This window comes from Roseateles oligotrophus (genome assembly GCF_014204525.1).
Lineage (GTDB): Bacteria > Pseudomonadota > Gammaproteobacteria > Burkholderiales > Burkholderiaceae_C > Paucibacter_A > Paucibacter_A oligotrophus_A.
In genome coordinates, this window is the sequence record NZ_JACHLP010000001.1 from 482,639 (window position 1) to 503,764 (window position 21,126).

Sequence of the window (21,126 nt, forward strand, 5' to 3'; positions counted from 1 at the left end):
CTGTCCTGTCCGGGCCATGGATTGCGTCTTTCCCTGTACAAGGAGATTCGCCATGTTGACATCCAGCCCCCGCACTTTCCGCCGCACCTCGCTCTCACTGCTGCTGTCCGGCCTGCTGCTCGCCGGCAGCGGCCAGGCGCAGACGGTGGTGTTCAGCAGCAATTTTGACGCGGCCAGCCTGCCCAGCCAGTTCAATCCAGGCAGCGACGCGGCCCTCACCGGCGTGCAAGGCTTTGCCGGCCTGGGCCCCCTGGGCTACCAGTTCGGCGGCAGCTTTTTGCGCAGCGCCACCGGCAATACCATCACCCTGACGCTGCAAGGCCTGCCCAGCCATAGCGAGCTGAATCTGGGCTTTCTGTTCGCCGCCATCGACTCCCTGGACGGCAGCGGCAGCTTCCCCAGCGGCGACTACTTCCACATCACCCTGGACGGCCAGACCCTGTTCCGTGAGTCTTTTGCCAATGCCGACCCCAGCCAGATCCAGAGCTACGTCCCGCCCCCCGGGGTGGAGCTGGCCCGCCATCAGGACCTGGGCTTTGGCGGCCCCGGCGGCTGGTACACCGACAGCGCCTACAACCTGGCGGCCGACCCGCGCTTCATGCACATCGCCCACAGCGGCGCCACGGCCAGCTTCAGCTTTCTGATCGAAGGCCAGGGCATACAGCCCCTGTCGGATGAATCCTGGGCCATGGACAATCTGGTGGTCAGCGTCAACGCCGTGCCCGAACCCGCCAGCGCCGGCCTGCTGGCCCTCGGCCTGCTCTGCCTGAGCCGGCTGCGCAAATGCCGCCCACATCGCCCATGCAAGCCCATGACCTCGTCAGCCTGAGCCAGTTGCTGGACCAGGCCCTGGACCTGCCCGCCGCCGAGCGGGAGCCCTGGCTGGCCCGGCTGGACGCGGGCCAGCAACGCTGGCGCGAGACCTTGCGCCGCTTGCTGGCCGAGCACGATCATCCGCAGCAGACGCTGGACTCCCTGCCCTCGCTGGCCCCGCTGCAGGAGGGCAAATCAGACCGGCCGGGCGAGCGCGTCGGCCCCTACCGACTGCTGCGCGAACTGGGCCGCGGCGGCATGGGCGTGGTCTGGCTGGCGGAGCGGGCCGATGGGGCCTACCAGCGCCAGCTGGCCCTGAAGCTGCCACGCCTGAGCTGGGAGCCCTCGCTGGACGCCCGCCTGGCCCATGAATGCGAAATGGCCGCCCGGCTGGAGCATGCCCATATCGCCCGCCTCTACGATGCCGGCCGCGACGCCCAGGGCCGCCCCTATCTGGCCATGCAATATGTGGATGGCCTGCCCATCGATCGCTTTTGCCAAGAGCAGGGCTTGGGCCAGGCCGAAATCCTGCGGCTGTTTCTCGCCGTCGTCCGCGCCCTCGCCCATGCCCATGGCCGCCTGGTGGTGCACGGCGATCTCAAACCCTCCAATGTGCTGGTCACCCCCCAGGCCCAGGCTTTTTTGCTGGACTTCGGCATCGCCCGCCTGATCGGCCCCCTGAGCTTGCAGACGCAGATCAGGCAAGGCCTGACCCCCGCCTATGCCGCACCCGAGCAATTGCAGGGCGCGCCGCTGAGCGTGGCCTGCGACGTCTACTCGCTGGGCCTGCTGCTCTACCGGCTGCTGACCGGCAGCCTGCCCTGGGACAAGCCGCCCGCGATCCTGGCCGGCGGCCAAGCAAGCCGCGGCCCGGCCCCTCTGGCCAGCCAACGTGCGCGCCAGCTGGGCCGGCCCGCGCGCGCCCTGCAGGGCGAGCTGGACGCCTTGCTCGCCAAGGCCCTGGCCGAGCAGCCCCTGCAACGCTACGGCAGTGCCGATGCCCTGGCCGATGATGTGCAGCGTTATCTCGACCGCATGCCCCTGGCCGCCGTAGGCAAGAGCCGGCTCTACCGCCTGCGCAAACGGCTGCAGCGTCACGCCTGGGGTTTTGGCCTGACGGCGCTGGCCCTGGCCGCCCTCAGCGCCAGCGCGTGGCTGGCCCACAGCCAGGCGCAGCGCGCCGAGGCGGAGGCCCGCCGCACCGGCGTGGTGAAGGACTTCCTGCTCGACATCTTCCGCATCAATGCCCGCGACAACCCGGCCAAGACCGAGCTGCGCGCCCTGCCCGCCCAGGCCTTGCTGGAGCGCGGCGCCGGCCTGATCGAGCAGAAATTCGCCGCCGAGCCGGCCTTGCGCGCCGAGCTGCACGGCGTGGTGGGCGACATCTTTCTGGACATGGCCAGCCCCCAGCTGGCTGCCCGGCACGCCTTGCTGCAGCGCCAGACCCTGGTCGGCATGGGCGCCCCCATGGCCGAGCAGGCCCAGGCCCAGCTGCTGCTGATCCAGGCCTTGATCGATGCCGAGCAATTGCAGGAGGGCCTGAACCAGGCCCGCGCCCTGCTGGCCCGGGCCGGCACCAGCCCTCGGCAAGCCCTGCAGGCCAGGCTGCTGGCCGCCCGCAGCCTGCTGGCCCAGGGCCAGGACGCCGAGGCAAAGAAGGAGCTGGCACTGGCTCAAACCCAGTTGCAAAGCCTGCCCCAGGCCGCCCCCACGCTGCAGGCCGAGTTGCTGCGCCTGCAGGCCAACCGTCTGAACTTTCTGAACAACCAGTTCGATCAGGCCTTGCCGCTCTACAAACAGGCGACCGCCTTGTTGCAAAACCAGTCCGAAGACCTCAAAGGCCGGGCCGCCGCCGGCTTTGGCATCCGTGCCGATCTGGTGTTCTCGCTGATCAACCGCCACCGCTGGCCCGAGGCCAAACCCCTGCTGGAAGCGGCCCTGCAAAGCCAGCGTGCGCTGGGCGGCGCCAACGACCTGGCCGCCGCCCGCCTGGAGGCCAACTCCCTCAAATGGCTTTATGTGACGCGGCAAATGCCCTATGCCCAGGCCAAGCAAGGCATTGAGGATCTGCGCAAACTCTTTCAGCAAGAGCGCCTGGGGCCACCCAATCTGACCTTGGCCAATCTCGATTACCAACTGGGCAGCCTGCTGCTGGAAGGCGGCGAGATGCCACGCGCCTACGCCTTGCTGGAGGCCTCGGCCAAGATCACCCAAGGCCAGGTCGAACAGGCTTGGGGCCGCTACATGATCGAGCTCAATCTGGGCCAGGCGGCGGCCCATACCGGTCAGCATGCCCTGGCGACCCGCCTGCTGGCCCAAGCCCTGCGCCAGGGGCAACGCATCGTCGGCGCCGACTCGCCCTGGCTGGCGGACGGCTATGTGGCCGCCGCCGAAAATCTGCGCATGCAGGCACGCTTTGACGAAGCCCGGCAATTGCTGGGCGCGCTGCCTCCTTTGCAAGCGGTGCGCGGCAGCGAGCACAACCCGCAAGGCCCGGCCCAGCAAATCCAGCTGGCCACGGCTCATCTGGCACTGGCACGGGGCGAGGCCTTGCAAGCCCTGCAACTATTGCCTGCGGCCGACCCCAAGGCCGATGATCTGGTGATGCAGGACCGCCAACTGCTGCGCGGTGCCGCCCTCTGCCAAAGCCAGCAGGCCAGGCTGGGCCTGCCCCTGATGCAAGCGCATCTGGCCAGCATAGGCAGCGAGCTTTCCCCCCTGCACCCGGGCCTGGCCGACTGGCGCGCCAAGGCCGGGCTGTGTGCCCTGGCGGCCGGCCAGCCGGCACAGGCCGCCAGCCTGGCCGCCCAAGCCCAGGCCGCGCTGAGCCAACAGACCGGCCTGGCGCCGTCTTACTACCCCGCCCTCAGGCAATTGCTGCAAGCGCTGCGCAGCCCCTGATTTGCCGGGGCCTCTTGCGCAAGCGCCGACTCAGCCGCGACTCTTGAGCAAGGCCTCGGCCAGGGCAAAATCCGCGGGCCAGGTGACCTTGAAGTTCTCCATCGGGCTCTCGACCAGCAGGGGCGAATGGCCCAGGGCCTCGACGGCGCTGGATTCGTCGGTGATGGCCTCGCCCAGCTGGGCCAGGGCCGGGCGCAGCAGGCCCAGGCGGAACATCTGCGGCGTCTGAGCCGCCCATTTCTCGCGCCGGTCCACCGTTGCCTGCACCCGCCCGCCGGCCGAGGACTTGAGGGTGTCGGCCACCGGCAGGGCCAGCAGGCCACCCACCTCATCGTCCCAGCAGGTCTCGATCAGGCGCTGCACCCACTCGGGCCGCAGCAGGCAGCGCGCCGCATCGTGCACCAGCACCCAGTCGTGGGCCTGGGCCCCGCGCGCCAGCAACTCGTCCAGGCCCTGGGCCACGCTGGCGGCCCGGCTCTCGCCGCCCACCCGCGCCACCCAGGCGCGCTCGCCCTGGAACTCGGGTACGGCAGCCTCGAACTGATCGTCCTGCGGCGACAGCACCACCAGGGTCGCCTCCAGCTGCGGCACCCGGGCCAGGGCCGCCAAGGTATGGGCCATCATGGCCTTGCCGGCCAGGCTGACGTATTGCTTGGGGATGGCGGCTCCCGAACGGGCACCCGCGCCGGCGGCGGGGACCAGGGCATAACAGCGGGGCTGCAGGCCCAGGGCGTAGGAGGGAGAAGTCATGGGCGCATTTTCACATGTGCCCTTCACGCAGATAGCGCGTGTGCCAGCTGAAGGCCTCGTCCAGCAGATGCGGGGTGTGCAGGCCCGGCGCGCCCTCGGCGGCGCGCCGCACATAGTCGCGCAGGGCGGGCCGGTAGTCGGGGTGGGCGCATTTCTCGATCACCAGCTTGGCGCGCTCCTTGGGCGAAAGCCCGCGCAGATCGGCCAGGCCCTGCTCGGTGACGATGATCTGCACATCGTGCTCGGTATGGTCCACATGCGAGACCATGGGCACGATGCAGGAGATGGCCCCGCCCTTGGCGGTGGAGGGCGTCATGAAGATGGACATATAGGCATTGCGGGCAAAGTCGCCCGAGCCGCCGATGCCGTTCATGATGCTGCTGCCCATCACATGGGTGGAGTTGACGTTGCCGTAGATGTCGGCCTCGATCATGGAGTTCATGGCGATCAGGCCCAGGCGGCGGATGACCTCGGGGTGGTTGCTGATCTCCTGCGGGCGCAAGACGATGCGCTGGCGGAAGAAGGCGATCTCGCGCTCGAACAGCTCGGCCGCCGCCGGGCTCAGCGAGAGTGCGGTGGCCGAGGCATAGGCCAGCTTGCCGGACTTGAGCATCTGCAGCATGCCGTCCTGCAAGACCTCGGTATAGGCCGTCAAATGCTCGAAAGGGCCTTGGTCCAGGCCCGCCAGCACCGCGTTGGCGATATTGCCCACGCCGGACTGCAGGGGCAGCAGATCGGGGCCCAGGCGGCCCAGCTTGACCTCGTGCTGCAGGAACTCGATCAAATGACCGGCAATCGCCTGCGAGACCGCATCGGGCTCGGCAAAAGCGCTGTTGCGATCGGGCTGGTGGGTCTCCACCACCGCGATCACCTTGCTGAGGTCGCAGTGCAGATAGGGCTCGCCGATATGGTCGCCCACCTGCACCAGCGGGATGGGCACGCGCTTGGGCGGCAGCTGGGTGCCGTAGTAGATGTCGTGCATGCCTTCCAGACCGGGGTTCTGCAGGCTGTTGACCTCCAGAATGATTTTGTCGGCCTGCTCCAGCCAGGTCTTGTTATTGCCCACCGAGGTGGAGGGCACGAGCCGGCCATCGGGCAGGATGCCGGCCACCTCGATCACCGCCACATCCAGCTTGCCCAGAAAGCCGAACCAGACGTACTGGGCCACATGGCTCAGGTGGATGTCGGTGTACTCCATCTGACCGGCATTGATCAGCTTGCGGCTGGTCGGGTCACTTTGGTAGGGCAGGCGCATCTCCACCCCGTTGACGCGGGCCAGCGCGCCGTCCAGCTCGGGCGCGGTGGAAGCCCCCGTCCACAAGCCGATGCGGAAGGGCCGGCCGGCGGCGTTTTCTGCGGAGATTCGGGCCGCCAGGGCCTGCGGGATCAGCTTGGGATAGCCCGCGCCGGTGAAGCCGCTCATGCCCACATTGGCGCCGGCGGGGATCAGCTCGGCGGCCTCGCGTGCCGACATCAGGCGCTGGCGCAGGGCGGGGTTTTGCACGCGGGAGGTCGCATCAAGAAGCATGGGGGAGAATCCAGAATTTGAGAGCAGAGATGGGCGCGCAGCTTATCCCATGGACAAGCTAAACCTAGGGTTTACACGGACAATGTCCGATTTTTTCCACCCGTCTCCGCCCGCCTGTTCCCCGCCCGCCACACGATGCGCCTCCAAGACCTCCAACAACAGCTCAGCGATCTGGGCGCCAAGCCCCTGCATGTGCAGCGAGTGCTGCGCCAATGGCTGTGGGCCCTGCCCCTGAGCCAGACCGCCGGCCGCCGCCGGCCCGAGGATTTTTGGCCCCAGGCCCTGCGCGAGGCCTTGCCGGCCCTGGAGCAGCGCTTGCGGGCCCTGGGCCAGATCCAGTCCCAACACCCGGGTGACGACGGCTCGGCCCGCCTGCTGATCGCCCTGCAGGACGGCATGACGGTGGAGAGCGTGCTGCTGCCACGCGAGGGGCTCTGCGTGTCCAGCCAGGTCGGCTGCGCCGTCGGCTGCCAGTTCTGCATGACGGGCCGTGAAGGCCTGATACGCCAGGTCAGCAGCGCCGAAATCATCACCCAGGTGGCCCTGGCCCGTGCGCTGCGGCCGGTCAAAAAGGTCGTGTTCATGGGCATGGGCGAGCCGGCCCACAATCTCGACAATGTGATGGAGGCCATCGCACTGCTGGGCCTGCACGGCAATATCGGCCACAAAAACCTGGTCTTCTCCACGGTGGGCGACCCTCGTGTCTTTGAGCGCCTGCTCGGACCGGACTGCGGGCCGGTCAAGCCGGCCCTGGCCCTGTCCCTGCACACCAGCAAGGCCGAGCTGCGCGAGCGCCTGCTGCCGCGCGCACCGCGCCTGACGCCGGAGGAGCTGGTCGCGCTGGGCGAGCAATACGCCCGCGCCAGCGCCTACCCCATCCAGTATCAGTGGACGCTGCTGGAGGGCGTCAACGACGGGCCGGAGGAGCTGGACGGCATCGTGCGCCTGCTCAAAGGCAAATACGCGCTCCTGAACATGATTCCCTACAACAGCATTCCCGAGCTGCCCTTCCGGCGCCCCAGCTGGGACAAAGCGCGCGAGATCGCCCGCCAGCTGCACCAGCGCGGCGTGCTGACCAAGCTGCGCGACTCGGCCGGCCAGGACGTGGATGGCGGCTGCGGCCAGCTGCGGGCACGCGCCCTGGCCGACCCTTCCCAGCCCATACAGATCCGGCGCAAGCCCGGCGCTTGAGGGCGGACGCAGCGCCCGCGACCGGCCGCACTGTCGGCTTTTCGCCGCAGCAAGCACGACGAATCCGGTAATAGCTCACGGCACTTTGACGCACTTTCCCCGGCCCATTGGAATGAGGGGCGGCACGCGGCTGGGGCACTGGCTACATTGGCAGCCATCGCATCCCCGATGCCTTTTCGCAGCCTGAAGGTTACGCATGAAGATTCTGTCCCAAGCCCTTGTCCTGAGCACTCTTGGCCTGGCCGGCCTGGCCGCTCAAGCCAGTGTGATCACCTTTGAAACCGCCAGCTCCACAGCCGGCGCCCAGGCCAGCGCGGCCGACTACCGCAGCGTGGTCAACGCCGCCCTGGCCCAGCCAGGTGCCAAGCTGGCCGATATCGCCCTCTACGACGGCATCAGCAATAGCTCGGTGTTTGGCGGTTCCAACAGCAATATCGCCTTCCGCTCCACCATCGATTTCGGTGTGGCCGCAGGCCAGGCCGGCAGCTGGAGCCTGCGCGCCGGCGTGGACTTCGGCAAGGGCGGTGCGGTCTTTCTGGACGGCGTGGCCCTGGGCTTCAAAACCAACGATATGTGGTGGGGTGGCAACTACAACGACCCGAGCCAGTCCTTCTCTTTCAGCAATATCAATATCAGCGCCGGCCAGCACAAGCTGCAGATCTTCGGCCTGGAAGGCTGCTGCGATGGTGGCCAGCAAGCCCAGTTCTCGATCAATGGCGCCGGCTTCCAGAGCTTCGCCAAAACCGACGGCCTGATCAGCGCCGTACCCGAGCCCTCCAGCTACGCCCTGATGCTGGCCGGCCTGGCCGCCGCCGGCCTGGTGAGCCGCCGCCGTGCGGCCAAGCCCTGACCCGGCTTGCCCCTGTGCTTGAGACGGCCCTACGGGGCCGTTTTTCATGCCCCCTCAAATCGGTGCCCACCCCTAGTTTGCCGGTCGACCCTGGGCCGGTCCTCGGCGTTGAGGGCTGGCGCAGAACACGGTGCCCCAAAAACCTGGACCGGCCTGCTCTTCTTCAACCTGAACCAAGGAGCTCCTCTTGCACTACCTCTGGATGTTTTTGATTGGCATCGTGGTGGGCGCCATCGCCCGCCTCATCATGCCCGGCTCGCAGAATATCGGTCTGCTGATGACCGGCGTGCTGGGCGTGGCCGGCTCTTTTGTGGGCGGCTTCATCGGCAGGCTGGTCAGCGGCTCGGCCGATGGCAGCCTGCTGCACCCGGCCGGCCTGTTGATGTCGGTGGTCGGCGCCGTGCTGCTGCTCTTCATCTGGGGCAAGCTGAACAGCTGAACCTGACAAACGACCGCCCCCCTTGAAACAGCCCTCTCGCAGGGCTGTTTCTCATGGTGCGAAGCCATGGCCGGCCCGGTTTCCATCGATAAAAATGATAAAAACACCACTTATTCAAGGGATTGGACTAAATGGGCGTTTTTAATAAATTAATCAGCGACAGCCGCACTCCGTGGCTGTTGGCACCGCAGGTGTTTTCTCCAGCAAAACAAAGAACATCCTCATGAAAAAAACCATGGCCAGCGCCTGTCTGCTTGCCTTGAGCGCTCTGAGCGCCGCGCAAGCCAGCATCGTGACCTATGAAACCGGCTTTTCCACCGCAGCCGCCCAGAGCAGCGCGGCCGCCTACCTCAGCACCGTCAAAACGGCATTGAGCACCGGCAAGAACTCGGCCAAGGTCAGCAGTTGGGACAATCTCAGCAACAACACGGTGTTCCACAACAGCAGCAACAGCAATGTGGCCTCGCTGACCACCATCGACTTCTTCGTCTCGGCCAGCCAGGCGGGCAGTTGGAGCCTGCGCAGCGGTGTGGACTTCGGCAAGGGTGGCGCCATGTTTCTGGACGGCCAGGCCCTGGGCTTCAGCAGCGCCGATATGTGGTGGGCCAACTCCTACGCCAACACCAGCGGCATCTTCCAGTTCTCCAACATCAATCTGAGCGCGGGCCAGCACAAGCTGGAACTCGTGGGTCTTGAATCTTGCTGCGACGGCGGCCAGCAAGGCCAGTTCTCCATCAAGGGGGCGGGCTATCAGACCTTCTCCAATTTCGACGGCCTGGGCAACCAAGTTCCCGAGCCTGCCTCGCTCGCCTTGCTAGGCTTGGCCTTCACCGCCATGGGCTTGAGCGGCGGACGCCGCCGCCGGTAACAGCTGCCGCGCACTTGAGTGCTGCGCGATTGCACCGTCAATATCCAGCAGCCCCGGTCGCGGCAGACCGGGGCTGCTTTTTATCAGGCAATTCATGCGCGTCAAGTCCTGTTTTACCTGGAACTCTAGGGTTAGCACCGGCCCTAGGCTAAAGGGTAGCCGCCAGCGTCCTCAAGCCTGAGACTGGGCCCTGCAGTATGGAGCCCACCCGCTCCCGCCCAGGTCCTCAAAGTCTCCAGAAAAGGTTGATGCACATGAAATTCAAGACGCTTCTGGCGCCTATCGCGCTGGCCTCTTTCCTCGCCGTCTCGGGCGGCGCACAAGCCACGGTGACGGTCTACACCAGCCAGGCCGCCTATCTGGCCGCCATCACCCATGCCGGCGTCGACAGCTTCGACGACCTCGACTACACCACCCCCCTGAGCACGCCCCAGGCGCGCACGGCCGGCAGCCACAGCTATACCGCCAGCGTGGGCCCGACCAGCAACTTCTTCCCGGCCACCGATGACGGCGTGGATGTCTGGCTGGCCACCAATAACCGTAGAGACACGGTGACCTTCAGCGGCTTCTCGGCCGGCGTGCAGGCGGTGGGAGGATTCTTCTTCGGTTCGGACATCTCCGGCAACTCCACCTCGGCCACGGCCCTGACGCTGCAGGTCACCGACGCCAGCGGCAGCATCAGCCAGCAATTGCTGAATCCCAACACGGGCAGCTTCCTGGGTTTTGTGTCCACCGGCGGCCTGAGTTCGCTGAAGCTGTGGGTGGGCAGCCAAGGCACGGGTGAGGCCGGTGTATGGCCCACCATCAACGACCTGACCCTGGGCAGTGTGGCCGCCGTGCCCGAGCCTCAGACCTATGCCCTGATGCTGGGCGGCCTGGGCCTGGTGGGCTGGATGGCGCGCCGCCGCAAGGCCTGAAGCCTCTTGCCCCAGAGCTGAACGGCGCTTTCGGGCGCCGTTTTTTATGGCCCTGCCAGGGAAGCCGGCGACGATTCCCTACAATCATCCGCAATCCTTTCCCCGCCTCCCTGCGCTCTCCAAAAGCGCCGCTTTTGACCCGAGGCCTGCCCTCCTATCCAAGCCTCGAAGCCTCCCCGCCAATGCAGTTGCCCCTGATCGCCCCCGGCAAGAAATTCACCCTCGCCCGCCCCACCGGCTCGGCCGATGCCATGATGCTGGCCCGCTTTGCCAGCGCGCAGATGGCGGCCGGGCGCATCACCGCCATCATCACGGCCGAGCCCGGCGACACGCAGCGCCTGGAAGATGAGCTGAAGTTCTTTGCGCCCGAGTTGCGTGTGGCCGTCTTCCCGGACTGGGAGACCCTGCCCTACGACAGCTTCTCGCCCCACCAGGACCTGATCTCCGAGCGCCTGGCCACGCTGTGGCGGCTGCTGCAATCACGCGGCTTGCCCGCCGAGCAGCGCGAGGCCGATGTGGTGCTGCTGCCCGCCACCACGGCGCTCACAAGGCTGGCCCCGCCCTCCTTCCTGGCGGCCACCACCTTCAATTTCAAGACCAAGCAGCGCCTGGACGAAGCCAGCCTGAAGGCCCAGCTGACGCTGGGCGGCTACAGCCATGTTTCGCAAGTGGTGTCGCCGGGCGAGTACGCGGTGCGCGGCGGCCTGATCGACCTCTTCCCCATGGGCTCGCTGGTGCCCTACCGGGTGGACTTGTTTGGCGACGAGGTGGACTCCATCCGCACCTTCGACCCCGACAGCCAGCGCAGCCTCTACCCCGTGCCCGAGGTGCGCTTGCTGCCGGGCCGCGAGTTCCCCATGGACGAGGCGGCACGCCAGACCTTCCGCGCCCGCTGGCGCGAGAAGATGGAGGGCGACCCGACCCGTTCGCGCATCTACAAAGACATGGCCAGCGGCATCGCCACCGGTGGCATCGAGTACTTCCTGCCGGTGTTCTTCGAGCAGACGGCCACCATCTTCGACTTCCTCGGCGAGGGCGCGGCCCTGGCCCTGCATGGCGAGATCGATGAGGCCCTGAACCGCTTCTGGACCGACACCCGCGAGCGCCACCGCTTCCTGCAGCACGACCCCGAGCGGCCCATCCTGGCGCCGGAAGAAATATTCCTGAAGCTTGAAGAATTCTTCGGCCTCACCCACAGCCATGCGGTGCTGGCGCTGCGCGGCAACGATGCCGTCGATTTCGCCCGCCCCCTGCCCGACGTCAGCGTGGAGCGTGGCGCGCAAGAGCCGCTGGCCCGCCTGGCCGCGCATCTGAAGAGCACGCCCCACCGCGTGCTGCTGCTGGCCGAAAGCGAGGGCCGGCGCGAGAGCTTGCTGGAGCTGCTGCGCGACAACAAGATCGACCCGCCCTCGGTCAGCGGCCTGGAGGACTTTCTCTCAAGCCCCGAGAAGTTCGCCATCACCGCGGCGCCCCTGGCCTCGGGCTTTTTCTGGAACGAGCCCGACCTTGGCCGCCAGTTCCAGCTCATCACCGAAACCGAACTCTTCGCCACCACGCCGACGACGCGGCGCCGGCGCAAGCAGGAGCAGGTCAGCGACGTCAATGCGCTGATCAAGGACCTCTCCGAACTCAAGGTCGGCGATCCGGTGGTGCACAGCAACCACGGCATCGGCCGCTACCAGGGGCTGATCAATATCGATATCGGCGATGGCGCGTCCGAGTTCCTGCATCTCGAATACGCGGACAAGGCCACGCTCTACGTGCCGGTGGCCCAGCTGCATCTGATCAGTCGCTACACCGGCGTCTCAGCGGAAGAGGCGCCGCTGCACCGCCTGGGCTCGGGCCAGTGGGAAAAGGCCCGCCGCAAGGCCGCCGAGCAGGTGCGCGATACCGCCGCCGAGCTGCTCAATCTCTACGCCCGCCGCGCCGCCCGCGAGGGCCACGCCTTCCGCTACTCGGGCCCCGACTACGAGGCCTTTGCCGCCAGCTTCGGCTTCGAGGAAACGGCCGACCAGCGCGCCGCCATCCATGCAGTGATCCAGGACATGATCTCGCCCAAACCCATGGACCGCCTGGTCTGCGGCGATGTGGGCTTTGGCAAGACCGAGGTGGCGCTGCGCGCCGCCTTTGTCGCCGTGATGGGCGGCAAGCAGGTGGCCATCCTCGCGCCCACCACCTTGCTGGCCGAACAGCATTACCAGAACATCGCCGACCGCTTCGGCCGCTGGCCGGTCAAGGTGGCGGAGATGAGCCGCTTCCGCTCGGCCAAGGAAATCAAGGCCGCCATGGAGGGCCTGGCCGACGGCACCATCGACATCGTCGTCGGCACCCACAAGCTCTTGTCGGCCGACTGCAAGTTCGCGCGCTTAGGGCTGCTGGTGATCGATGAGGAACACCGCTTTGGCGTGCGCCACAAGGAGGCGATGAAGGCCATGCGGGCCGAGGTCGACGTGCTGACGCTGACCGCCACGCCCATCCCGCGCACGCTGGGAATGGCACTCGAAGGCCTGCGCGACTTGAGCGTTATCGCGACGGCACCGCAGCGCCGCCTGGCCATCAAGACCTTTGTGCGCAGCGAGACCAGCGGCACCATCCGCGAGGCCATGCTGCGCGAATTGAAACGCGGCGGCCAGGTCTACTTCCTGCACAACGAGGTCGAGACCATTGAAAACCGGCGCCAGAAGCTGGAAGAGCTGGTGCCCGAGGCCCGCATCATCATCGCCCACGGCCAGATGCCGGAACGCGAGCTGGAGCGGGTGATGCGCGAGTTCGTCAGCGGCAAACACAATGTGCTCTTGTGCTCGACCATCATCGAGACCGGCATCGACGTGCCCAGCGCCAACACCATCATCATCGCCCGCGCCGACAAATTCGGCCTGGCCCAGCTGCACCAGTTGCGCGGCCGCGTCGGCCGCTCGCATCACCAGGCCTATGCCTATCTGATGGTGCCCGATCTGCAAGGCCTGACCAAGCAGGCCGCCCAGCGCCTGGACGCCATCCAGGCCATGGAAGAACTCGGCTCGGGCTTCTACCTGGCCATGCACGATCTGGAGATACGCGGGGCCGGCGAGATGCTGGGCGAGCACCAGAGCGGGAACATGATGGAGATCGGCTTCCAGCTCTACAACGAGATGCTGGCCGAGGCGGTGCGCTCGCTCAAGGCCGGCAAGGAACCCGATCTGCTCTCGCCGCTGGGCGTCAGCACCGAGATCAATCTGCACGCCCCGGCCCTGCTGCCCGACGCCTATTGCGGCGATGTGCACCAGCGCCTCTCGCTCTACAAGCGCCTGGCCTCGGCCGAGAAGAATGAGCAGATCGACAAGCTGCTGGAAGAAGTCACCGACCGCTTCGGCAAGCTGCCCGCCCAGGGCCAGACCCTGTTCGACACCCACCGCCTGCGCGTGTTGGCCAAGCCTTACGGCGTGGCCAAGATAGACGCCGGTGCGAGCGCCATGAATATCAACTTCCGCCCCAACCCGCCCATCGACGCCATGCGCGTGATCGAGCTGGTGCAGAAGAACAGGAACATCAAGCTGGTGGGCAATGACAAGCTGCGCATCGACAAGGCCTTGAGCGACCCCAAGGACCGCGCACAAGCCATCCGTGAGGTGTTGCGGCTGCTGGGTCAGCCGCAGCGCCAGGACTGATACTTGGGCTTGGCCTATGCCTCGGCATAGGCTAGACTTTTCGCCTATCCCTCCCCTGCCTGGAGCTGTGCCATGCCTGTTGCCAGAGAAAATGCCACCGTCTATTGGCCCGAAGGCGGCGAGCGCCATGTCCGCCTGTTCCGCAATGGTGCCAACCAAGCGGTGCGCATCCCCAAGGAGTTCGAGTTGCCCGGCAACGAGGCCTTGATGCGCCGCGAGGGCGACCGGCTGATCATCGAAGCGATCAAGCCCAAGTTCGAGCCGGGCGCCCCGGCCGCGCTGCTGGCCCTGCTTGAGCAATGGGCGGCCGAAGGCCCGATTGAGGAGCCCATCCCGGACATCGATGCCGGCCTGCTGCCGCTCGACGACATCGTGCTGGGTGAGCCCGAGACATGAGCGTAGCCGCAACGCTCTACCTGCTGGACACCAACATCATCTCGCAGCTGATGCGCCAGCCCACCGGCGCGGCCATGCAGCGCCTGGCGGCCCTGCACAGCGCCAGCAGCCCGGCCAAGATCTGCACCAGCGTGCTGGTGCAATGCGAGCTGTGCTTCGGCCTACGCCTCAGCAGCAGCCTGCGCCTGCAGCGACGCTACGAGGAGGCGATGCGCTATATCACCGTGCTCGCGCTGGACGCCACGGTCGCCGAGCCCTATGCCCTGCTGCGCAGCCGGCTGCAAGCGGCCGGCACGCCCATCGGGCCCCATGACACCTTGATCGCTGCCCACGCCCTGGCCCTGGGCGCCACCCTGGTCACGGCCGACGCTGAGTTTCAGCGTGTCCCGGGGCTGACTCTCGAAAACTGGACCTGAACCCCAAGCCCATGCAAGACCTCGTCATCCAAGGTTTCACCCCGCCCCTGCGCCTGGCGGACTTCCGCCTTGCCGCCTTCGATATGGACTCCACCTTGATCTCCATCGAATGCATCGATGAGATCGCCGCCGTGGCCGGCCGCGGCGCCGAGGTGGCCGCCATCACCGAGGCGGCCATGCGCGGTGAGATCAGCGACTTCAAGGACAGCCTGCGCCGCCGCCTGGCCCTGCTTCAAGGCGTGCCCGCCTCGGTGCTGGAACATGTGTTGCGGGAGCGCCTGCAGTTCAACCCCGGTGCGCGCGAACTCTGCGCCGCGCTCAAGGCGGCCGGGCTCAAACTGCTGCTGGTCTCGGGCGGCTTCACCTATTTCACCTCCTATGTGGCCGAGCAATTGGGCATGGACTTTGTCCGCTCCAATGAGCTGGAACTGGCCGACGGGCGTTTGACCGGCGGCCTGGTGATGCAGGCCTGGGGCGAGATCTGCGACGGCGAAGAAAAACGCCGCATGCTGCTGCAATGCTGCGCCGAGCTGGGCTGCCAACCCAGCCAGGCCATGGCCGTGGGCGACGGCGCCAACGACCTGCCCATGATGAGCGTGGCCGGCCTGTCGGTGGCCTATCACGCCAAGCCCAAGGTGCGCGAGCAAGCCATGGTGGCGATCAATCAGGGAGGCCTGCAAAGCCTGCTCGGCCTGCTGCAGTGAGGCACAGGCGCTACAAAAACAGGGTTTCGAAAGGAATTGACGGGCGATAGCCGCACACCTCGGGCTTTCACGCCGCGCGAGACAAAACTAAATTTCGATCCGGATCAGGGATTTGACAATTATCAAAAGCGCTTCGCCGGACGGAACAACCGCACTGACCAGGCACCGAGCAAGAGGCGCATAACAAGCGAATTCTGCAGGGAGCACTCATCAAGAAGTGCCGTCGCCTGCCGCTTGCGACCCATCGTCTTCAACTCCAAGGAATGCTCGCGATGAGAACCAATCTCCCGGTTACCCAGCACGAATACGACTTCCCGGCCGATGCCACTTTGATGTCGACCACCGACACGCAAAGCCATATCGCCTATGCCAATGCCGCCTTCGTGACCGTCAGCGGCTTCGAGCGCGAAGAGATCATCGGGCAACCCCACAATATGGTGCGGCACCCGGATATGCCGAGCCAGGCATTCGCAGATATGTGGGCAACCTTGAAGGCGGGGCAATCCTGGACGGCTCTGGTCAAGAACCGCCGCAAGAACGGCGACCATTACTGGGTGCGTGCCAATGCCGCGCCGGTGGTGCGTGGAGGGAAGGTAACGGGTTATATGTCCGTGCGGACCAAGCCTTCGCGGGCCGAAATCGCCGCGACCGAAAAGCTCTATGCCGCTTTTCGCGAAAACCGCGCGGGCAAGCTGGCCTTTCATCAAGGCCTGATCGTGCGCACCGGCCTGCTGGGCTGGACCTCCGCCTTGCAAATCATGCCCGTCTGCTGGCGTATCCGCCTGGCGCTGGCCTGCCTGTCCGCCGTCTTCATCGCCACAGCGGCCGCTCTGGGTTTGAGCGGCATGGCCTTGGCCAGCATGGCCGGCGTCGCCGTCCTGTCGGCTGTGGTGGTGGCGCTGTGGCTGGACTCGCAGATCTCCACCCCGCTAGGCCTGGTCAAGCGCCAGGCCCTGAGCGTCGCCTCGGGTCAACCGGGGGAGAACCTCGCCTTCAACCGCGTAGACGAGATCGGCATGATTATGCGAGCGGTCAACCAGGCGGGGTTGAACCTGCGCTCTCTGGTGGACGATGTGTCGGGGCAAGTCTCTGGCGTGCGCAATGCCAGCTCGGAAATCGCCAACGGCAATATGGACCTGAGTTCAAGGACCGAGCAAACCGCATCCAGCCTGGAGCAGACCGCCGCGTCGATGGAGCAAATGACGGCCACCGTCAAAAACAATGCCGACACCGCCCAGCAGGCCGCACAACTGGCGGGCTCGGCCAGCGAAGCGGCAGCGCGTGGCGGCAATGTCGTCGGCCAAGTGGTTGGGACCATGCAGGACATCACCAGTTCGAGCAAGAAAATCTCCGACATCATTGGCGTGATCGATGGCATTGCCTTCCAGACCAATATCCTGGCGCTGAATGCTGCCGTCGAGGCCGCCCGGGCCGGCGAGCAAGGCCGCGGTTTCGCCGTGGTGGCGGGTGAGGTGCGCAGCCTGGCCCAGCGCAGCGCCTCCGCCGCCAAGGAGATCAAAGGCCTGATCAGCGACAGCGTCGACAAGGTCGAGGCCGGCGCCAATCTGGTGAGCCGCGCCCGCGACGAAATGAGTGAAATCGTCAATCAGGTCAATCGCGTCAACAATCTGATCAGCGAGATCAGCGCCGCCACCCGCGAACAGTCCAGCGGTATCGGCCAGGTCAATGTCGCCGTCTCCCAACTGGACCAGATGACCCAGCAAAACGCCGCCCTGGTGGAAGAGTCGGCCGCCGCCGCCGAGAAACTGAAGCAGCAAGCCAGCGTCCTGGTTGAGGCGGTCGGGGTATTCAGCGAGCGCTGAGCGGCCGGGCTGAGCGGAACTGGGACAATAGCGATATGCAAAATATCGACTTTGAATTGCGCGGCGAGTTCATCGCCCTGGACAAACTGCTCAAGGCCACCGGCCTGGTCGAGAGCGGCGGCCGTGCCCGAACCCTGATCACCGAGGGCCAGATCCAGGTGGATGGCCAGACCGAGCTGCGCAAGACCGCCAAGATCCGCCCCGGCCAGAGCGTCTTGGCCGAGGGCGCCAAGATCCTGGTCAAGGCCGACCCCAGCCTGGCCTGAACGCCCGCCCACCGAAAATCCCGGCACCGCCCGAAACGCCATGATCCGCTTTTCCACCTGCGATTTTTGCGACCTCCACAAAAGCAATAGCAGCGGCGAATTCCTCGCCCTGCCCGGCGTGCACCGCAGCTATGGCGGGCGCCAACGCTTTGCCGGCCCAATTGCCACCGTGCGCTGCTTCGAGGACAACAGCCGGGTCAAGGAGGCGGTGGAAAGCGCCGGCCAGGGCCGCGTGCTGGTGGTGGACGGCGGCGGCTCGCTGCGCCGCGCCCTGCTCGGCGGCAATCTGGCCGCGGCCGCGGCCAACAATGGCTGGGCCGGGCTCTTGATCGAAGGCTGTGTGCGCGACCTGGCCGAGCTGGCGCAGGCGCAGACCGGCATCCTGGCCCTCGGCCACTGCCCCATGCCGACCGAGAGAAAAGACCAGGGCCTGGCCGGCCTGCCCGTGCAGATCCAGGGTCACTGGCTGCGGCCCGGCGACTGGCTCTACGCCGATGAAGACGGCGTCGTCGTCAGCACCCAGGCGCTACACCTGGGCTGATTTCAGCTGGGCTGATTCAAACGCTGCTGCGCCGCCTCGCGAATCGCGCTGAGCGTGCTGCGGCTGGTCGACACATCGCTGGACAGGCGCAGATGCAGCAGGCAGGGCCGGCCGGCCGCCAGGGCCTCGCGCAAGGCGGGCTCGAAGTCCTCGGTCCGTTCTATGCGCTGCGCGCTCCAGCCATGCGCCAGCGCCAGCATGGCGAAATCCGGGTTGAACAGATCGCTGCCCGAAACCCGCCCCGGATACTCCCGCTCCTGATGCATGCGTATGGTGCCGTAAGTGCCGTTGTCCACCACCACGCACAGCAGCTTGCCGGCGCCGTAGCCGGTGGCCGTGGCCAGCTCCTGGCCATTCATCAAAAAGTCCCCGTCCCCGGCGATATTGACCACCCAACGCTCGGGCTGCAGCAGGCTGGCCGCCACGGCCGCCGGCAGGCCATAACCCATGGCCCCGCTGGTGGGTGCCAGCTGGGTGCGACCATGCGCTTGCAGGCCGGGGTATTGATGGAAGCGGTGCAGCCAGCCGCTGTAATTGCCCGCGCCATTGGTAAACACCGTGCCCTCGGGGCAGAGCCGGCCCAGGGTCTTGACCACCTCGGCCATGTCCAGCGGCGCCACCGGCTGAGGCTGGAGATTGGCCTGGTAGTCGGCCTGGGCGGCCTGCGTCCAGGTCTGCCAGGGCACGCTGGGGGGTGGCGTTAGCGTCTCCAGCGCCTGGGCGGCGCAGGACATGCTGGCATTGATCATCAGATCGGCCGCATAAACCCGGCCCAGCTCCTCGGCCCCGGCATGGATGTGGGCCAGGGTCTGCTGCGGCCGCGGGGCTTGCAGCAGTTGGTAACCGCCGGTGGTCATCTCGCCCAGGCGTGGGCCGACGGCCAGAATCAGATCGGCCTCGCGCACCCGCGCGGCCAGCTTGGGGTTGATGGCGATGCCCACGTCCCCGGCGTACTGCGGGTGGCGGTTGTCGAACAAGTCCTGGAAGCGGAAGGCGCAGCCCACCGGCAACCGCCAGTTCTCGGCAAAGCGCTGCAGGGCGGCGCAGCTCGCGGGCGTCCAGCCGCCGCCGCCGGCGATCACCAGCGGCCGCTTGGCGGCCAGCAGGCGCTCGCGCAACTCGGCCAGGGCCGCCGGCGCGGGCCAGGCCTGGGCCGGCTGCACGCGGGGCAGCACGGGGGCAGTCGTCAGCTGGGTCAGCATGTCCTCGGGCAGCACCAGCACCACCGGGCCGGGCCGGCCCTGCAAGGCGGTATGGAAGGCGCGCGCCACATACTCGGGCAGGCGCTCGGCGTCCTGCACCTCGCCCACCCATTTGGCAAAACCCAGCGTGCCGGGGCCGAACATCTGGCGGTAGTCCAGTTCCTGGAAAGCCTCGCGGTCACGCTGATCGCTGGCCACCTGGCCGATGAAGAGAATCATCGGCGTGGAGTCCTGGAACGCCGTGTGCAGGCCGATGCTGGCATTGGTGGCGCCGGGGCCACGGGTCACAAAGCAGATGCCGGGCCGGCCCGTCAGCTTGCCTTGCGCCTCGGCCATGAAGGCGGCGCCGCCCTCCTGCCGGCAGGCGATGAAGCGGATCTTGTCGGCATATTCGTGAAAGCCGTCCAGCACCGCCAGATAGCTCTCGCCGGGAACGCCAAAAACGTCGGTCACGCCCTGCGCGACCAGGGCTTCCACCAGCAAATGGCCCGCCAGACGGGGTGATGAAGATGTGTTGCCCAGGGGGCGGGAGGTGTTCGTCGTCATGGCTTGCACTGTAGCTGCGGGGATGGGCGGGCTCAGGTCTTGCCGGCCTAGGGTTTGCGAGCAAGGTTCACCAGATTGGCCGCGATGATCGCCAGCACAAGCGCGAAGGCCGCACCGAGAAAGACCCCGCCGGGATGGGCATGGTCCATCAGCGCGCCGAAGACCGGTGCGGCCACGGCAAAGCCCAGATCCAGGCCCGAATACACCGTGCCATAAACCCGGCCGGTGGCGCCGGGGGGCGCGGCGCGCTTGATCAACATATCGCGCGAGGGCCCGGCCAGGCCGGTGCCAAAACCGGCCAGGGCCACGACGCCGGCCGCCAGCAGGGGCGGCACCCAGCCGGTGGCGGCCAGGCTCAGCAAGGCGGCGGCAATCGCCAGGGCGATGGCGATATTGCGCTCCAGGCTGGCGCTGCGCGCCACCCAGAAGCCGCCGATCAACATGCCGACGGCACCGCACAACATATAGCCCGTCACCACAAAGGCGGTGGCATGGGCCTCCAGGCCGTACAGGCTGCTCAGGGCCGGGCTGGCAAAGCTCTGGATGGCCGTCAGCGCCGCCGTGCCGAAGAAGAAAAAGGAGAAGCACAGCCACACCGAGGGCAGGCGCAGAAAAGCCATGGGGTGTTCGTCCTTGAGCACCGCCGCCCCCGCTTTCTCATGCGACCAACTGCCCTGGCTGTCATCGATGGCCTCGCGCTTGAGGGCCAGCACGCCCATCACCGCCAGCGCAATCAAGGCCGTGCCCAGATAGGCATGGCGCCAGTCGCCGCTGGCCTCGCTGACCCCGATCAGAAAGACCGGCGCAAAAGCCCAGCCCAGATTGCCGGTGATGCCGTGGATGGAAAACGCATGGCCCAGGCGCGGCTGGGAGACCCGCTTGTTGAGAATGGTGAAGTCCACCGGATGGAAGGGCGAGTTGCCCAGACCCGCCAGCGCCGCCGCCAGCAGCAGGCCGCCAAAGCCGCTGGCCAGACCGGCCGCCGCGCTGGCCAGCACAAAACAAGCCAAGGCGGCAAACAGCACCGGCCGCGCGCCCGTGCGGTCGACCAAAAAGCCAGCCAGGGCCTGACCAATCGCCGAGATGATGAAAAAGGTGCTGACCAGCAGGCCCAGCTCCGAGTAATTGAGCCCGAACTCCCGGATGAAGACCGGGAACAGCGGCGGCAGCAGCATATGGAAGAAATGCGATGTGCCATGGGCCAGGCCGATCAGGCTGATGGTGGCGAAATCGCGCCGGGCCTGGTCGCCGGGCGCAATGCCGAGGGTTGCGGTTTGGGTGTTCATGGGCCTGACTTTAGGCAAGCCGGCCTCGGCCAAGTTACGATA

General features: G+C 66.7%; 18 protein-coding genes. 14 read left to right on the plus strand and 4 right to left on the minus strand.

The genetic code is table 11. From position 1 onward, the window contains the following. Positions 1-52: 52 nt before the first annotated feature. On the plus strand, positions 53-829 hold the full coding sequence (locus HNP55_RS02220) for a PEP-CTERM sorting domain-containing protein (protein WP_184295732.1): 777 nt from the start codon (positions 53-55) through the stop codon (positions 827-829). Beyond that, entirely contained in the window at positions 802-3,714 is a 2,913-nt protein-coding gene (locus tag HNP55_RS02225; protein WP_184295734.1) for a serine/threonine-protein kinase, read from the plus strand. Before HNP55_RS02220 ends, HNP55_RS02225 begins: the two co-directional genes overlap by 28 nt. 30 nt (positions 3,715-3,744) lie before the next feature. On the opposite strand, the gene ispD is transcribed toward HNP55_RS02225, so the two are convergent. Both ispD and HNP55_RS02235 read right to left on the minus strand, forming a co-directional pair. Then, positions 3,745-4,464, minus strand: coding sequence for a 2-C-methyl-D-erythritol 4-phosphate cytidylyltransferase (ispD, locus tag HNP55_RS02230; protein WP_184295736.1), 720 nt, complete (start codon positions 4,462-4,464; stop codon positions 3,745-3,747). A gap of 10 nt (positions 4,465-4,474) precedes the next feature. Next, positions 4,475-5,992, minus strand: coding sequence for an acetyl-CoA hydrolase/transferase family protein (locus tag HNP55_RS02235; RefSeq protein WP_184295738.1), 1,518 nt, complete (start codon positions 5,990-5,992; stop codon positions 4,475-4,477). Positions 5,993-6,127: 135 nt separating this feature from the next. On the opposite strand from HNP55_RS02235, the gene HNP55_RS02240 reads away from it, so the two are divergent. The 12 genes from HNP55_RS02240 (at position 6,128) to rraA (ending at position 18,050) form a co-directional block, all read left to right on the plus strand. After that, positions 6,128-7,183, plus strand: a complete 1,056-nt coding sequence (locus tag HNP55_RS02240) for an RNA methyltransferase (protein ID WP_184295740.1) — start codon at positions 6,128-6,130, stop codon at positions 7,181-7,183. Positions 7,184-7,379: 196 nt separating this feature from the next. Further along, on the plus strand, positions 7,380-8,033 hold the full coding sequence (locus HNP55_RS02245; RefSeq protein WP_184295741.1) for a CCXG family PEP-CTERM protein: 654 nt from the start codon (positions 7,380-7,382) through the stop codon (positions 8,031-8,033). 187 nt (positions 8,034-8,220) lie between these two features. After that, entirely contained in the window at positions 8,221-8,472 is a 252-nt protein-coding gene (locus tag HNP55_RS02250) for a GlsB/YeaQ/YmgE family stress response membrane protein (RefSeq protein WP_221439425.1), read from the plus strand. Between the two features lie 223 nt (positions 8,473-8,695). After that, positions 8,696-9,340 (plus strand): CCXG family PEP-CTERM protein, encoded by a 645-nt coding sequence (locus tag HNP55_RS02255; protein ID WP_184295743.1) that lies wholly within the window; start codon positions 8,696-8,698, stop codon positions 9,338-9,340. 254 nt (positions 9,341-9,594) lie between these two features. Next, positions 9,595-10,257, plus strand: a complete 663-nt coding sequence (locus HNP55_RS02260; RefSeq protein ID WP_221439426.1) for a PEP-CTERM sorting domain-containing protein — start codon at positions 9,595-9,597, stop codon at positions 10,255-10,257. A gap of 182 nt (positions 10,258-10,439) precedes the next feature. Beyond that, positions 10,440-13,904 carry a transcription-repair coupling factor gene (gene mfd / locus HNP55_RS02265; RefSeq protein WP_184295747.1) on the plus strand — a complete coding sequence of 1,155 codons (3,465 nt, stop codon included), beginning with the start codon at positions 10,440-10,442 and terminating at the stop codon, positions 13,902-13,904. Positions 13,905-13,976: 72 nt separating this feature from the next. After that, positions 13,977-14,300: an antitoxin gene (locus tag HNP55_RS02270; protein WP_184295749.1), complete on the plus strand. Its 324-nt coding sequence runs from the start codon at positions 13,977-13,979 to the stop codon at positions 14,298-14,300. Further along, positions 14,297-14,716, plus strand: a complete 420-nt coding sequence (locus HNP55_RS02275; protein ID WP_184295751.1) for a type II toxin-antitoxin system VapC family toxin — start codon at positions 14,297-14,299, stop codon at positions 14,714-14,716. Before HNP55_RS02270 ends, HNP55_RS02275 begins: the two co-directional genes overlap by 4 nt. Before the next feature lie 11 nt (positions 14,717-14,727). Continuing rightward, the gene (gene serB / locus HNP55_RS02280) at positions 14,728-15,420 is read left to right on the plus strand and encodes a phosphoserine phosphatase SerB (protein WP_184295753.1); all 693 of its coding nucleotides are present in this window, start codon (positions 14,728-14,730) and stop codon (positions 15,418-15,420) included. 272 nt (positions 15,421-15,692) lie between these two features. Next, a complete protein-coding gene (locus tag HNP55_RS02285) occupies positions 15,693-17,243 on the plus strand; it encodes a PAS domain-containing methyl-accepting chemotaxis protein (protein WP_184295755.1) in 1,551 nt (516 codons plus the stop codon). A gap of 35 nt (positions 17,244-17,278) precedes the next feature. After that, positions 17,279-17,509, plus strand: a complete 231-nt coding sequence (locus tag HNP55_RS02290) for an RNA-binding S4 domain-containing protein (protein WP_184295756.1) — start codon at positions 17,279-17,281, stop codon at positions 17,507-17,509. Between the two features lie 40 nt (positions 17,510-17,549). Then, positions 17,550-18,050: a ribonuclease E activity regulator RraA gene (gene rraA / locus HNP55_RS02295; RefSeq protein WP_184295758.1), complete on the plus strand. Its 501-nt coding sequence runs from the start codon at positions 17,550-17,552 to the stop codon at positions 18,048-18,050. Between the two features lie 2 nt (positions 18,051-18,052). Here rraA and HNP55_RS02300 read toward each other — a convergent pair whose 3' ends face one another. Together HNP55_RS02300 and HNP55_RS02305 are read right to left on the minus strand one after the other, a co-directional pair. Continuing rightward, positions 18,053-19,798 carry a thiamine pyrophosphate-binding protein gene (locus HNP55_RS02300; RefSeq protein ID WP_184295760.1) on the minus strand — a complete coding sequence of 582 codons (1,746 nt, stop codon included), beginning with the start codon at positions 19,796-19,798 and terminating at the stop codon, positions 18,053-18,055. Between the two features lie 47 nt (positions 19,799-19,845). Continuing rightward, on the minus strand, positions 19,846-21,084 hold the full coding sequence (locus tag HNP55_RS02305) for an MFS transporter (RefSeq protein ID WP_184295762.1): 1,239 nt from the start codon (positions 21,082-21,084) through the stop codon (positions 19,846-19,848). Positions 21,085-21,126 lie beyond the last annotated feature (42 nt).

Excerpts from the sequence above, each read along its gene's own strand:
- HNP55_RS02220 (WP_184295732.1), top strand. The coding sequence starts at position 53 with ATGTTGACATCCAGCCCCCGCACTTTCCGCCGCACCTCGCTCTCACTG.
- HNP55_RS02225 (WP_184295734.1), top strand. The coding sequence starts at position 802 with ATGCAAGCCCATGACCTCGTCAGCCTGAGCCAGTTGCTGGACCAGGCC.
- ispD (WP_184295736.1), bottom strand. The coding sequence starts at position 4,464 with ATGACTTCTCCCTCCTACGCCCTGGGCCTGCAGCCCCGCTGTTATGCC.
- HNP55_RS02235 (WP_184295738.1), bottom strand. The coding sequence starts at position 5,992 with ATGCTTCTTGATGCGACCTCCCGCGTGCAAAACCCCGCCCTGCGCCAG.
- HNP55_RS02240 (WP_184295740.1), top strand. The coding sequence starts at position 6,128 with ATGCGCCTCCAAGACCTCCAACAACAGCTCAGCGATCTGGGCGCCAAG.
- HNP55_RS02245 (WP_184295741.1), top strand. The coding sequence starts at position 7,380 with ATGAAGATTCTGTCCCAAGCCCTTGTCCTGAGCACTCTTGGCCTGGCC.
- HNP55_RS02255 (WP_184295743.1), top strand. The coding sequence starts at position 8,696 with ATGAAAAAAACCATGGCCAGCGCCTGTCTGCTTGCCTTGAGCGCTCTG.
- HNP55_RS02260 (WP_221439426.1), top strand. The coding sequence starts at position 9,595 with ATGAAATTCAAGACGCTTCTGGCGCCTATCGCGCTGGCCTCTTTCCTC.
- mfd (WP_184295747.1), top strand. The coding sequence starts at position 10,440 with ATGCAGTTGCCCCTGATCGCCCCCGGCAAGAAATTCACCCTCGCCCGC.
- HNP55_RS02270 (WP_184295749.1), top strand. The coding sequence starts at position 13,977 with ATGCCTGTTGCCAGAGAAAATGCCACCGTCTATTGGCCCGAAGGCGGC.
- HNP55_RS02275 (WP_184295751.1), top strand. The coding sequence starts at position 14,297 with ATGAGCGTAGCCGCAACGCTCTACCTGCTGGACACCAACATCATCTCG.
- serB (WP_184295753.1), top strand. The coding sequence starts at position 14,728 with ATGCAAGACCTCGTCATCCAAGGTTTCACCCCGCCCCTGCGCCTGGCG.
- HNP55_RS02285 (WP_184295755.1), top strand. The coding sequence starts at position 15,693 with ATGAGAACCAATCTCCCGGTTACCCAGCACGAATACGACTTCCCGGCC.
- HNP55_RS02290 (WP_184295756.1), top strand. The coding sequence starts at position 17,279 with ATGCAAAATATCGACTTTGAATTGCGCGGCGAGTTCATCGCCCTGGAC.
- rraA (WP_184295758.1), top strand. The coding sequence starts at position 17,550 with ATGATCCGCTTTTCCACCTGCGATTTTTGCGACCTCCACAAAAGCAAT.
- HNP55_RS02300 (WP_184295760.1), bottom strand. The coding sequence starts at position 19,798 with ATGACGACGAACACCTCCCGCCCCCTGGGCAACACATCTTCATCACCC.
- HNP55_RS02305 (WP_184295762.1), bottom strand. The coding sequence starts at position 21,084 with ATGAACACCCAAACCGCAACCCTCGGCATTGCGCCCGGCGACCAGGCC.